This window comes from Alkalibacter saccharofermentans DSM 14828 (genome assembly GCF_900128885.1).
GTDB classification, from domain to species: domain Bacteria; phylum Bacillota; class Clostridia; order Eubacteriales; family Alkalibacteraceae; genus Alkalibacter; species Alkalibacter saccharofermentans.
Genome location: NZ_FQTU01000002.1, coordinates 84,026 through 96,179 on the forward strand (window position 1 = coordinate 84,026; position 12,154 = coordinate 96,179).

Consider the following 12,154-nt stretch of genomic DNA (forward strand, 5'->3'; position numbering starts at 1 on the left):
GAGGAGAGGCTATGAATCTGCCCGAAAATGTATACCGATTGATGAATTATATCGAATCAAAGGGTTATAAATGCTACCTGGTTGGGGGAGCTGTCAGGGATTTTTTATCCCACAAGAAACCCAAAGATTTTGATTTTACCACGGATGCAAAGCCTGAGGAGATAAAGACCATATTCGAACGACATATTGAGACGGGGATAGATTTCGGCACTATTACAGTGCTGTTTAACGACGAACCCTTTGAGATTACCACATTTAGGTTGGAACACAGATATTCCGACGGAAGAAGGCCGGACATGGTATTTTACTCAGATTCCCTTTTAAGCGATCTCAGCAGAAGGGACTTCACCATGAATGCGATAGCTCTTGATAAGGACCTTAACGTATATGATTATTTTAACGGGATGGAAGATTTGAAAAACAGGCTCTTAAGGACTATAGGCAGGGCTAAGGTAAGGTTCAAGGAGGACCGTCTCAGAAAGCTCAGAGCAGTACGGATTGCCTGTGAGAACAATTATTTAATCCATGAGGATATAATCAAATCCATAATGAACGATCCAGATCTTCCCGGCGTTAGCAGCGAGAGGATAAAGGCGGAATTTGATAGAATATTTATATGTGAAGGAGCAAAAAGAGGAGTTGAGCTCTTATTCAGGCTTCATCTTGTAAGGGTTATTATACCTGAACTCGACAAGCTGGTCACTCCAGGGGAAGAAGGATGGGACGAGTACGTCAAACACTTTGAAGAGTCCGCGCCTGAGCTGTCCCTGAGGGTTTATTTTTTGCTGCGTCCCATAGCTGAAAGGGAAGAAGTGAAAACAATCTTAGAGAGGCTGAAGTATCAGAGGATAATAATAAACCAAGTCATAGCTTTGTATGATTATGAAAGAGTTAAAAGACATGAGGATTTTGTTAAGAAAGTTCCCGAGTATACCGACGAAATGCTAAGGCTGTTTTTAAAACTAGAGGATGCCTTAGGCAAAAACCACCCATGGAAGATGACGATTAGGAGGCTTTTAGAGGGTGAGCTTCCCCGAAAGGTAGTAGACCTTGAAATAGGAGGTAATGATTTAAAGGAAAAAGGGTTTAAAGGCGAAAGCATAGGAAAGACCCTTAACCACCTATTGCAAGTCGTCATTGAAGCTCCTGAATTAAATAGAAGGAAGGAACTTATTGAAATGGTGGATAGAATAAAATTAGAGGAGAACATATAGATGAGCACCTTTGTTATGATGAGCACTGCGGTGGCTCTTTCAATGGATGCCTTCGCAGTGGCGGCTTCATGCGGAATTTCTAACAAGGCAAAAACTTTGGGACTACAGGGAAAGATCGCCCTGTTTTTCGGATTGTTTCAGGGGATTATGCCCTTGATGGGATATTTTCTTGCGGCGACCTTTGCAGACCGGATCAGGACGGTGGATCATTGGATAGCTTTTGGGCTGTTGGTATTCATCGGGATAAGGATGATTCTCGAGTCTAGAGAGGAAGACAGGTGTGGAACCGGGAAGCTCAGCAACAGATACCTTTTTACATTGGCGATTGCAACGAGCATCGATGCCATGGCTTCGGGAATAGGCTTTGCTTTCTTAGATGTAAATATATGGCTGATAGCAGGAGTTATAGCACTAACTACATTTGTGATAAGCTTTGTAGGAGCCAGGTTTGGGCATAGCCTTGGGCATAAGTTTCAGGCAGGGTCCGAGATTTTTGGCGGCTCAGTGTTGATTTTGATTGGTGGCAAGATTCTTTTGGAAGGCTTGGCGATCATATGATAAAAGAACTTATAGTGGTTGAGGGCAAGGACGATATAGCAGCTGTTAAGAGAGCGGTGGATGCACATATAATTCAGACCAGCGGCCTTGGCCTTGAAGAAAAGACCTACGAAATTATACAAAACGCCGTAGAACGTACGGGCGTTATAGTGTTTACGGATCCAGATTTTGCAGGAGAGAAAATCAGAAGAATGATAAATGACAGAGTTTCGGGATGCAAACACGCCTACCTGCCAAGGGATGAGGGGACCAAAAATGGAAACATTGGAATTGAAAATGCCTCTCCGGAAGCAATCATAAAAGCGCTTGAAGATGTTAAGACGGTTGTTGAAGGTGAGGCGATCCATACTTCGGAAAGCATCGGAAAGCTAGGCCTGCTTTATGGGAACAATGCCAAGGCAATGAGAGAAAAGACAGGGGAAGCCCTGGGTATTGGATACGCAAACGGAAAACAGTTTCTTCAAAGGATAAATGCGTACCAAATAAGCGAAGAAGTACTGCTGAAGGCTGTAAACAAAATAAAAGAAAAGGTTTGATCATATGCATAAGCTCACATCTCCAAGGACAATAGAAGATATTTTAAAAAGGCACGGATTTAAAATGAGTAAAAAATTCGGACAGAATTTTTTGACGGATGAAAACATTGTCTTAAAGATAGTAAATGCTGCAGGAGTAACAGAAGATGATGTTGTGCTTGAGATAGGTCCTGGGATCGGCGCCATGACCGCCAAGCTTTGTGAAAGGGCAAAGCATGTACTAGCCGTTGAAATAGACAAGATGCTAATACCCATACTCGATGAGACCTTGGCCGAATACGAAAACTGTACAGTAATAAATGAAGACATTTTGAAGCTGGATATAAATGCCGAGATAATAAAGCATACCGAAAAAAAAATAAAGGTTGTAGCCAATCTTCCGTATTATATAACCACCCCAATAATAATGGGGCTATTGGAAAAAGATATTCCAATAGAGAGCATAACGGTAATGATACAAAAGGAGGTGGCGGAAAGGATTGCAGCTACTCCGGGAGGCAAGGAATATGGAGCCTTAACCGTTGCCTGTGGCTATTATACAAAGCCACAGCTATCTTTTATCGTACCCGCAAGCGTATTTATTCCAAAACCCAAGGTAGATTCTGCAGTCATTCATATGGAGGTTAGAGATGACAGACTTATGGATAAAAATGACAAAGATAGGTTTTTTGCTGTTGTTAAGGCCGGTTTTGCCAACAGGAGAAAAACCCTTCTTAATACGCTGTCAAACAACCTTCACTATGAAAAGCCTGATGTAAAAAAAGCCCTTTTACAAGCTGGAATAGAAGAGAGCAGAAGGGCTGAGACCCTTTCGTTTGAAGATTTTAAACGAATCGCAGAGGCATTTGGAAAGCTATAATGGCAAAAAGGACTTGTGGGTAAGTTTAGTCCATTCCACAAGTCCTTTTTTGATGTTATTTTTCGATGTAGTTTACCAGTTTGCCTATGCCTTCAATCTCACAGGCTATCTCGTCACCGGGCTTTAGGGTTTTTGGAGGATCAAAACCAAATCCCACTCCGGCAGGCGTTCCGGTAAGAATGATATCTCCTGGGTATAGGGTCATTCCCTTGGAAAGGTCGCTTATTAGCTCTGATATGCTAAATATAAGCTTGGAGGTTTTGGAGCTTTGCCTTATTTCTCCGTTGACTTTGGATGTAATCGTAAGATCAGGAGGATAGGCTATCTCATCTGCTGTTACTATTACCGGTCCCAATGGACAGCAGGTATCGAAACTCTTTCCCTTAAACCACTGGGTATGCTTCATCTGGATGTTCCTTATGGAGATATCGTTTCCCACGGTATAGCCGAATATATGCTCTTCAGCATTTTCCATATGAATATTAAGACCTTTTTTACCAATTATAACTGCCAGCTCAACCTCATAGTCGATTGAGTCGGTTATTTCCCTGTGATTTAGTATCGTGTCTTCAGGCCCTATTGAAGGATACGCAACCTTAGTGAAGTAGATTGGGAACTGGGGGATTTGTGATGGCGCTCCAGGCAGGGACTTTATTTCTTCTGCGTGATCCAGGTAGTTTTTTCCTATGCAGAATACATTTCGCCGTGGATAAGGGATGGGGCTCTCAAGCTTTATCTTATCTTCTGAGATATAGTTAATATCATTCCTCTCCAAAGCAGATAGAAGCCGTGGCCTAAATTCTTCGTATCTTTCTATAAGTTCTATCATGTTTTGGTGAGGCGTGGACACGCCTAGTTCTGTTAAATCGACTATTCCATTGTCTGTAAGCAAGCCAAGCTTCGTATCACTTGAGCCCTTGATGCTGTAATTTGCTAGTTTCATATATTTCGCCTCATTTCCAAGTTATCTTGTATTTCACTGCATACACACTATGATATAATATTTTTATAATTAAATAAATGATAAAGGGAGGAAATTCCATGAAATATGATCTCATCAGAAATTTTTACTACAATAAAGAAGATTATTCGGATAAGGAAGTCACAATAAGCGGATGGATAAGAACCATAAGGGATTCAAACAAGTTTGGATTCATCGAAATAAATGATGGAACATCTTTTAAAGGAATACAGGCAGTATACGATGACAGCCTGCCTAATTTCTCTGAGATAGGAAAGTATCCCGTAGCTACGGCTATTGTCGCAAAAGGAAAGTTTGTCCTCACGCCGGAAAGCAAACAGCCATTTGAGATAAAGGCAACATCCATTTCATTGGAAGCGCCATCGGATTCCAAGTACCCTTTGCAGAAAAAAAGACATACTCTGGAGTATTTAAGGACTATTGCCCACTTGCGGCCTAGGAGCAATACATTTGCTGCAGTTTTTAGGGTTAGAAGCTTGGCATCCTACGCCGTTCACAAGTTTTTTCAAGAGAAGGGTTTTGTCAACGTCCATACTCCAATAATTACCGCAAGTGACGCAGAAGGTGCGGGAGAGATGTTTAAGGTAACCACCCTGGATCTTTTGGATATTCCAAGAGATGACAGGAAAGAAGTGGATTTCACCAAGGATTTTTTTGAGAAGCCTGCAAGTCTAACCGTCAGCGGCCAGCTCGAAGGGGAGATATTTGCCCTTGCATTCAGAAACATATACACATTTGGTCCAACGTTTAGGGCTGAAAACTCAAACACGCCTAGACATGCCGCCGAATTTTGGATGATAGAGCCGGAAATAGCTTTTGCAGACATTAAAGACGATATGGATCTTGCAGAGGAGATGATAAAATATCTCATCAGATTCGTCCTTGAAAATGCCCCTCAGGAAATGGAGTTTTTCAACTCCTTCATAGACAAGGGTTTGAAGGATAGATTAGAGGGAATCTTAAAAAGTGATTTTGAAAGAGTGACTTATACTGAAGCTATCCGGCTTTTAAAGGAGTCGGGAAAAGAGTTTGAATATCCGGTGGAATGGGGTAGCGATCTTCAGACGGAGCATGAGAGATATTTGACAGAAGTTGTATTTAAAAAACCCGTATTTGTCACAGATTATCCAAAGGAGATAAAGGCGTTTTATATGAGACTGAACGAAGATGACAAAACGGTGGCCGCTATGGACCTGTTGGTTCCAGGAGTTGGCGAAATCATAGGAGGAAGCCAGAGGGAAGAGCGTTTAGAGGTACTTAAAGAAAAGATACTTAAAAACGGTCTGAAGGAGGAAGATTATTGGTGGTACTTGGAGCTTAGAAAATACGGTGGAGTAAAGCATGCAGGATTTGGTCTGGGGTTTGAAAGGCTTATCATGTATTTAACAGGAATGAGCAACATAAGAGACGTTATACCATTTCCAAGAACAGTCGGCAATGCAGAATTTTAGAGAATATATTTAGGCCTAGCTTCTAGCGAGGCCTTTTCTATTATTAGGTCCGGGTGAAATTTAAGAGTGCGTCATGATCCATAATCAAAATTTTCTTATACATCGTCTTTATCCAGCCCTTTGCGGCAAAGCTTCCAAGGACTCTGCTGACAGTGACCCTGCTTACACCAACGGCTACGCCTATGTCCTCCTGACTGATTTCTATTTCTCCATTTAAGCTTTGTGAAAGCTCCAACAAAAATCCTGCAATCCTCTTGTCAGCAGCCAAAAATGACATGCTGTCTATTTCATTTGAAAGCATTCTCACTTTCTTTGAAAGGGTTTCTATGAACTTTAAAGCCAACAACGGCTTTTTCTTAAATAGATCTAAGAGATCCGATTTATCCATCATAATTATCTCACAGTCAGTTATCGCCTTGGCAGAAGATATTCTAGGATACCCGTCAAAAAATGATGCCTCGCCGAAAACATCTCCCCTGTTATATACAGCCAGATTTTTTTCGAGACCTTCAGGGGAATTTACGAATACTTTTATCTTGCCACTTTTTAAAAAATAAAATCCTTCTGCAGCTTCTCCCTGTCTATAAACCATCTGATGTTTGTTATAAAGCTTTACTTGCTTGGTATTAAATATTTCGTAGAGCTCTTCAGGTAGATCTAGTATATGTTCTTGGGTTATTGGTATGTTGTCCATCAAAAACACCTCAAAACTTTTTAGATTGTAGCATAGTTTACATTCTATATAATCATTATATGCGATAATGGTCTTTAAGTTAAGGGATTATGTGAAATGGATTTTAAAATGACCAAAAAAACTATATAATATAATTTAAGCTGGAAAAAGAATATCAAGGTTGTAAATCGATAAAAAGGAGAAGTAAAATGGGAAAAACAATTGCAGAAAAGATTTTTGATTCTCACAGAGTAGAAGAGCCGTTTCCGGATACACATGTTTTAAAATTGGACAGGGTTTTTTGTCATGAAATCACTACGCCTATTGCTATTACAGATCTTATGGCAAGAGGCATGGACAGAGTCTTTGACCCAACAAAGATAAAAGCGGTAATAGACCATGTAACACCTGCCAAAGATTCAAAGACAGCAGAACAGGGAAAGATAATGAGAGAGTGGGCTAAAAGACACGGAATTAAAGACTTTTTCGACGTTGGAAGAAACGGCGTATGTCACGCTATTTTTCCGGAGAAAGGATTTGTAAGACCTGGCTACACCGTTATAATGGGTGATTCTCATACGTGTACCCATGGAGCATTTGGGGCTTTTGCAGCGGGTGTAGGAACAACAGATCTGGAGGTAGGAATACTTAAGGGCGTGTGCTCATTCCACTTCCCCAAGACCATCAAGTTCGTCCTCAATGGAGAGCTAAAGCCGGGAGTTTATGCAAAGGACGTTATACTATTTATCATAAAGCAGCTTACGGTTAATGGAGCGACCAACAAGGTAATAGAGTTTACCGGACCGATAGTAGAAAAGATGTCTATGGAGTCTAGGATGACAATCTGCAACATGGCCATCGAGGCTGGTGGAACCTGCGGCATCTGTTATCCGGATATGACTACAGTTGATTATCTGTGGGATTTCATCAAGGATGAGTACTCAACAAAGGAAGAAGCGCTTGCAGATTATTCGAAATGGGTATCTGATGAAGATGCCGAGTATGAAGAAATTTACGAATACGACATGTCAGAGCTTGAGCCAATGGTAACTTTCGGCTATAAACCGGATCAAGTTAAGTCTGTCAAGGATATGGAAGGTACAAAGGTCGACCAGATATATATCGGAAGCTGTACCAATGGAAGAATCGAAGACCTGAGAGTGGCGGCTAAAGTTCTTGAAGGAAAGAAAATAAGCGACGATGTCCGTGGCATAGTAAGCCCGGCAACTCCCAAGATCTACTCCATGGCACTTAAAGAAGGCATCATAGATATTTTTCAGGATGCTGGTTTCTGCGTAACTAATCCTACGTGCGGTGCATGCCTTGGCATGAGCAACGGAGTTTTGGCAGAGGGTGAAGTCTGTGCTTCCACTACTAACCGTAACTTTAACGGCAGGATGGGCAAGGGCGGTACGGTTCATCTTATGAGCCCGGCGACAGCAGCTGCAACAGCCATTGCAGGAGCAATTACAAATTCCGAGCTTTTCGAGGCTTAGTAGAAGGAGGTCAATATGAAGAATTTTAGTGGAAAAGTACTGTTTTTGGACAGAAGCGACATAAATACCGATGAAATAATACCCGCAAGGTATCTTACTGAAATTACAAAAGAAGCGCTAAAGCCGTTTTTGCTGGAAGATTTGAGCTTGCCCGGCTTCGACAGCGCAACAGACATAAAGGATAAGGCAGTTATCGTCACGAGAGAAAACTTTGGTTGTGGATCCTCTAGAGAACATGCTCCGTGGGCGTTAGAGGTAAACGGAATAAACGTCGTATTAGCCGAAAGCTTCGCAAGGATCTTCAGGCAGAATATGTACAATTGCGGGATGTTTGCAATTGAGCTTCCCAAGGAAAAGATAGATTACTTGTTTAAAAATTATGCCGGCAAGGACACATCTATTGAGATTGATATAGACAACGAAAAGCTCGTCGTAAGCGCGCTTGAAAAGTCAGAAGAAATCGAGTTTTCCGTCGGAGGATTTGATAAGACTTTAGTTAGAGAAGGCGGATGGGTAGGCTACGCAGATAAAAAGTACTGATTAAATTTAAAACGGCGGTTTCCCACAACTGTAATGTTGAGGAAACCGCCGTTTTCTATATGGTAGAATAATAAAGGCAGCCGTCTTTAGAGTAAAGAACTACTTGGTTTGTCTCTACCAGATACTCTAGAAATGGCCTAAAGAGTCTTTCGACCCGGGCGTATTTTTCATATGAATCTATGCGGATATTAAATTCAGAGATGGCTTTTTTTAAGATAGCTCCAAATTCCATTTCACCTTCAATGAGCCTAAAAACCCTAGTGGTTGTATCATTGACTTTTTTTATGCCCGAATCTATAAGGGGGGATATGTCTCCCAAAATATCCTTGTGAGAAAGTATGTATCCATCCGCTTTTAAACCCCGTAGTTGTTCCTTGCTTTTAATATCAGCGCTGTGGGAAAAAGCATAGGGAAGCTTGGCGGCTCTAAGAGAGCTTTTGCCAAGCAGTGCGTCTCCAAGGTATGCTACACCATCTGGGGTGATTACACAGATATGACCTGGAGAATGCCCTGGGGCATGGAATATGGAAAAATCCGCGCCTTCGAAGGTTATCTTATCGTCAGAATCGAGTATAAGCCGGTCAGTTTTGCACACCATGTTGGAATAAAATCTTTTGGCATGGTGCAGATCCAGGATTGGATTGGCGTTTTTAATCGAAAGATCTGAAAAGCACAACCCAGCCTCGTTAAAGTGCATGGCAATGGTGGAATTGAAGTGGTTTTTCAATAAAGAATTGTTACCCACATGGTCGATGTGGGCATGGGTTGAGATGATAGCTTTGATTATAATGTTATTTTCACGTATTGCATTAAGCAAAATATCTCCCTCTTCACCGGGTCTTCCGGTATCGAGAAGGACTGCATCGTTTTTTCCTATTCTATATAAGCCTACATATGAATATCCTAAATCTATGCAGTAGGTGTTTCCAGTAACATGAATTAGCGACATGACAAATCTCCCTGAAATAGTAATTGGATTAATTGTATCATAAATTATTCTGGCCAGGCCTGAATAATTTGAATAACCCTCATTTTTTTCGTTTAAAGCATACACCTTTTCGGCATTCATATGTTATAATTCGCTACACCGTTGAGGTGTTGCGAGTGTATTTTTTGATATTTTTCGGTGTTTGACAAGTGAATAACTACATTTTAGTGTAGAATATTTCTGAGAGGTGTATAAAAGATGTGTAAAATGTGCATAGGCGAAAAAATTCGTTGCTTAAGAGAAGAAAAAAATATGACTCAAAAACAACTTGCTGAAATCTTAGGAATTTCTCAGCAAGCGGTCGGAAAATGGGAAAAGGGTATAAACGAGCCTGATTTTGAGACTATTGTAAAGCTATGTGATATTTTTGGTGTTGCATCAGATTATATATTAGGAAGAATTGAAACAGCGAGCCCCACGCCTAAAGAGCAGATTGTTGAATTGCTCAAAAGACCTGAGTTTAAAGATGCAGCTATTGCATTCCAAGATTATCATGATTGGACAGAGGATGAGATCCAGTCAATCGCAGACTTTATTGAAGGAAAGCGACTGCTGAAAGAGAAAAAAAAGCTAAGCAACTATATTTTTTTAAATCTTGAGTAAATTTTTACAATTTAGCCAATAATACATTAGATTTGAGGGGTAAAATTATGCATTTAAAAAAATCTTATAAGAAAAAGACAAAAGTTGTTATTATCAGTATTTTGTTATTAATCTACATAATATCATATCCACATGTATACGATATTATAACGGTTTTAAATGGTTCAGCACTATTGGCTCTCACCCTTAGCTTACCCTTGGTTGATGGTTATAGAGGGATGATCATTTCGATACTTTTTAATTTGGTAGTCGCAGCTACATCTTTTTTTAGAATTCTCGCTAACCCCCATACAATGTACTATGGACTTATGTTTACACAAATAAGCATTATTGTAGCCTCAATTATTATAGGTTTATTGGTTGAAAATTTAAATCAGAAACGTGCAGACATCGAAACATTGACCTTCAAAGATGTGACCACAGGGTTGCACAATAAAAAATATATGTTTAAATACTTGCATGAACTATCAGAAGCAGCAGACAAATCCCCTATAGGAATTTTGGTTTTTGATGTCTTCCCAATTGCTGAAATAAATAAAATATACGGATATCAAGCTGGTGACTCTGTTTTAAAAAGCATTGCTGATTCAATAAATAAAAGCCTCTCAAAGGGAAGCATCTTCTGCAGGGCATCTGGAAGCAAGTTTGCCATCATGCTCCCTAGAGTTGATTTTGATGATATGATTCGATTAGAAAAGGAAATACATAAGAAGGTTGACGATTTTTGTTTTTACGATAAAAAGAATGGTATTCAAACAAAGCATATCCAGATATCATCGGGAATTGCTCACTACCCACACACGGTTGATTCATATAATCTTTTATATTCTCAGGCAGAGAAAATAATAACCGGAAACAAACTTTACGAAAATTTGCATACGAATATTTATAAAAACCTTTTTGACAACATTGAAAATGTCACAGGTAGCAGTCTTGAAAAAGAGCTGGCAATAAAAATGGTACTTAGTATTATCGATTCAAAGGATCATTACACCTATGGACATTCTACACGGGTAATGAATCTTATGGCTGCATTCGGAGAAGCGTTGTCTCTTGACAGTTTTGAAGTTGAAAGGCTTAAGGTATTATCCTTGCTGCATGACATAGGAAAAGTAGATCTTCCGGCGGAATTATTAAATAAGACAACCAAGCTAACATATGAAGAGTTTGAAATAATCAAAAAACATACTGCCCTTGGGCATAACATACTTAAGAGCCTACCTGATTTTTGCGAGTATGCTCTAATAGTAAGAGCGCATCATGAACGTTTTGATGGCAAAGGATACCCCGATGGGTTAGCGGGCAATGAAATCCCGTATTATTCAAGAATGCTTTCTCTTGCAGATGCTTTTGATGCTATGATGTCAAATAGGCCTTATAGAAAAGGTATGGAGCTAGCAGCTGTTATAAAGGAGATAGAAGACAATTTCGGGAAACAGTTCGATCCGGAATTGGCAAATAGATTTATAGATTTAGTTAGCAACACTGAAAAACATGTCGTTGATATTAAGGTGTATCAAAATGCCAATTCAGAGCAAAATGGAGTAAAGATAAAAGTGTCTGCGTTGTTTGAATAAAATGTAATTCTCACGTAAGGAGACGCCCAGATTGCTTTAATACCTTCTTCTCTCAGTGTTTTACTATTGTTTATAAAACTGCGGCATATAAAGATTTTAGAGTATGCATCTTTACTTCAAATTTCACATGGTATCAAACAATAATGAACTGGTCAAACTATAAAACTAAGAAAATTTAAAAATATAAAAATCGGCGGTGTATGCTGCTGTATCAACGATTCTATAGTAAATGACATATTCATCAAGTCCCTTATATTTACCGAAGGTTTAAAGAATAAGTATCTTTATCGATTAATTTACATGAGAATGGATAAGCAACTTCTGCATCAACAATGCTTATATACTTTCCACTGATGAATAGATTGTTATATTCTTCTTCTGTTATTCCTAATCGCTCATCATAAGTATAGGGATAATACTTGTTTTCTTTCCTAAATTTCGCGAACCAGTCTGGATTATCTTCCAGTGCTTGTGTCATCTTGTCTGTAATAGCCCAAAACTCGTCATCTTCTTCAGATTGCAGCAAATATGCTTCGTTAATGGTAGCAAGTTGAATCAAAGTTTTTTTTAGATTGAATTCTTCAGATTGACTTGTTGCGCAATTGGAAAGCAATAACGCAAACAACGAAATTAAGAATATAAGAATATATTTTCTCATACAGATCTCCTTTTGAATT

The 12,154-nt window shown here is 39.6% G+C and carries 13 protein-coding genes; 9 read left to right on the forward strand and 4 right to left on the reverse strand.

Going from position 1 to position 12,154, the window contains the following annotated elements:
* Positions 1 to 11 precede the first annotated feature (11 nt).
* Genes BUB93_RS02225 through rsmA form a run of 4 tightly spaced genes read left to right on the forward strand, consistent with a single transcriptional unit; the run spans position 12 to position 3,167 of the window.
* The gene (locus BUB93_RS02225) at positions 12 to 1,214 is read left to right on the forward strand and encodes a CCA tRNA nucleotidyltransferase (RefSeq protein WP_073269444.1); all 1,203 of its coding nucleotides are present in this window, start codon (positions 12 to 14) and stop codon (positions 1,212 to 1,214) included.
* Complete coding sequence (locus BUB93_RS02230) at positions 1,215 to 1,772, forward strand: manganese efflux pump MntP (RefSeq protein ID WP_073269445.1); 558 nt, start codon at positions 1,215 to 1,217, stop codon at positions 1,770 to 1,772.
* Positions 1,769 to 2,308 carry a ribonuclease M5 gene (rnmV, locus tag BUB93_RS02235; protein WP_073269446.1) on the forward strand — a complete coding sequence of 180 codons (540 nt, stop codon included), beginning with the start codon at positions 1,769 to 1,771 and terminating at the stop codon, positions 2,306 to 2,308. Before BUB93_RS02230 ends, rnmV begins: the two co-directional genes overlap by 4 nt.
* A 4-nt stretch (positions 2,309 to 2,312) precedes the next feature.
* Positions 2,313 to 3,167, forward strand: coding sequence for a 16S rRNA (adenine(1518)-N(6)/adenine(1519)-N(6))-dimethyltransferase RsmA (rsmA, locus tag BUB93_RS02240; RefSeq protein WP_073269447.1), 855 nt, complete (start codon positions 2,313 to 2,315; stop codon positions 3,165 to 3,167).
* A gap of 55 nt (positions 3,168 to 3,222) precedes the next feature.
* Here the strand turns inward: rsmA and BUB93_RS02245 are convergent, their stop codons facing one another.
* Positions 3,223 to 4,110 carry a fumarylacetoacetate hydrolase family protein gene (locus tag BUB93_RS02245; RefSeq protein ID WP_073269448.1) on the reverse strand — a complete coding sequence of 296 codons (888 nt, stop codon included), beginning with the start codon at positions 4,108 to 4,110 and terminating at the stop codon, positions 3,223 to 3,225.
* Positions 4,111 to 4,208: 98 nt separating this feature from the next.
* Here BUB93_RS02245 and asnS point away from each other — a divergent pair, with 98 nt between their 5' ends.
* Complete coding sequence (asnS, locus tag BUB93_RS02250) at positions 4,209 to 5,600, forward strand: asparagine--tRNA ligase (protein ID WP_073269449.1); 1,392 nt, start codon at positions 4,209 to 4,211, stop codon at positions 5,598 to 5,600.
* A gap of 43 nt (positions 5,601 to 5,643) precedes the next feature.
* Here asnS and BUB93_RS02255 read toward each other — a convergent pair whose 3' ends face one another.
* Positions 5,644 to 6,294, reverse strand: a complete 651-nt coding sequence (locus tag BUB93_RS02255) for a Crp/Fnr family transcriptional regulator (RefSeq protein ID WP_073269450.1) — start codon at positions 6,292 to 6,294, stop codon at positions 5,644 to 5,646.
* Between the two features lie 188 nt (positions 6,295 to 6,482).
* Between BUB93_RS02255 and BUB93_RS02260 the strand changes: the two genes are divergently transcribed.
* Positions 6,483 to 7,769, forward strand: coding sequence for a 3-isopropylmalate dehydratase large subunit (locus BUB93_RS02260; RefSeq protein ID WP_073269451.1), 1,287 nt, complete (start codon positions 6,483 to 6,485; stop codon positions 7,767 to 7,769).
* A 15-nt stretch (positions 7,770 to 7,784) separates the two neighbouring features.
* On the forward strand, positions 7,785 to 8,309 hold the full coding sequence (locus BUB93_RS02265) for a 3-isopropylmalate dehydratase small subunit (RefSeq protein WP_073269452.1): 525 nt from the start codon (positions 7,785 to 7,787) through the stop codon (positions 8,307 to 8,309).
* A 55-nt stretch (positions 8,310 to 8,364) separates the two neighbouring features.
* Here BUB93_RS02265 and BUB93_RS02270 read toward each other — a convergent pair whose 3' ends face one another.
* Positions 8,365 to 9,258, reverse strand: coding sequence for an MBL fold metallo-hydrolase (locus BUB93_RS02270; protein ID WP_073269588.1), 894 nt, complete (start codon positions 9,256 to 9,258; stop codon positions 8,365 to 8,367).
* 246 nt (positions 9,259 to 9,504) lie between these two features.
* Between BUB93_RS02270 and BUB93_RS02275 the strand changes: the two genes are divergently transcribed.
* Together BUB93_RS02275 and BUB93_RS02280 are read left to right on the forward strand one after the other, a co-directional pair.
* Positions 9,505 to 9,900, forward strand: a complete 396-nt coding sequence (locus BUB93_RS02275; protein WP_278278369.1) for a helix-turn-helix domain-containing protein — start codon at positions 9,505 to 9,507, stop codon at positions 9,898 to 9,900.
* 47 nt (positions 9,901 to 9,947) lie between these two features.
* A complete protein-coding gene (locus tag BUB93_RS02280) occupies positions 9,948 to 11,477 on the forward strand; it encodes a bifunctional diguanylate cyclase/phosphohydrolase (protein WP_073269454.1) in 1,530 nt (509 codons plus the stop codon).
* 256 nt (positions 11,478 to 11,733) lie between these two features.
* Here BUB93_RS02280 and BUB93_RS02285 read toward each other — a convergent pair whose 3' ends face one another.
* A complete protein-coding gene (locus BUB93_RS02285) occupies positions 11,734 to 12,135 on the reverse strand; it encodes a hypothetical protein (RefSeq protein WP_073269455.1) in 402 nt (133 codons plus the stop codon).
* Positions 12,136 to 12,154: the final 19 nt, after the last annotated feature.

Excerpts from the sequence above, each read along its gene's own strand:
- BUB93_RS02225 (WP_073269444.1), top strand. The coding sequence starts at position 12 with ATGAATCTGCCCGAAAATGTATACCGATTGATGAATTATATCGAATCA.
- BUB93_RS02230 (WP_073269445.1), top strand. The coding sequence starts at position 1,215 with ATGAGCACCTTTGTTATGATGAGCACTGCGGTGGCTCTTTCAATGGAT.
- rnmV (WP_073269446.1), top strand. The coding sequence starts at position 1,769 with ATGATAAAAGAACTTATAGTGGTTGAGGGCAAGGACGATATAGCAGCT.
- rsmA (WP_073269447.1), top strand. The coding sequence starts at position 2,313 with ATGCATAAGCTCACATCTCCAAGGACAATAGAAGATATTTTAAAAAGG.
- BUB93_RS02245 (WP_073269448.1), bottom strand. The coding sequence starts at position 4,110 with ATGAAACTAGCAAATTACAGCATCAAGGGCTCAAGTGATACGAAGCTT.
- asnS (WP_073269449.1), top strand. The coding sequence starts at position 4,209 with ATGAAATATGATCTCATCAGAAATTTTTACTACAATAAAGAAGATTAT.
- BUB93_RS02255 (WP_073269450.1), bottom strand. The coding sequence starts at position 6,294 with ATGGACAACATACCAATAACCCAAGAACATATACTAGATCTACCTGAA.
- BUB93_RS02260 (WP_073269451.1), top strand. The coding sequence starts at position 6,483 with ATGGGAAAAACAATTGCAGAAAAGATTTTTGATTCTCACAGAGTAGAA.
- BUB93_RS02265 (WP_073269452.1), top strand. The coding sequence starts at position 7,785 with ATGAAGAATTTTAGTGGAAAAGTACTGTTTTTGGACAGAAGCGACATA.
- BUB93_RS02270 (WP_073269588.1), bottom strand. The coding sequence starts at position 9,258 with ATGTCGCTAATTCATGTTACTGGAAACACCTACTGCATAGATTTAGGA.
- BUB93_RS02275 (WP_278278369.1), top strand. The coding sequence starts at position 9,505 with ATGTGCATAGGCGAAAAAATTCGTTGCTTAAGAGAAGAAAAAAATATG.
- BUB93_RS02280 (WP_073269454.1), top strand. The coding sequence starts at position 9,948 with ATGCATTTAAAAAAATCTTATAAGAAAAAGACAAAAGTTGTTATTATC.
- BUB93_RS02285 (WP_073269455.1), bottom strand. The coding sequence starts at position 12,135 with ATGAGAAAATATATTCTTATATTCTTAATTTCGTTGTTTGCGTTATTG.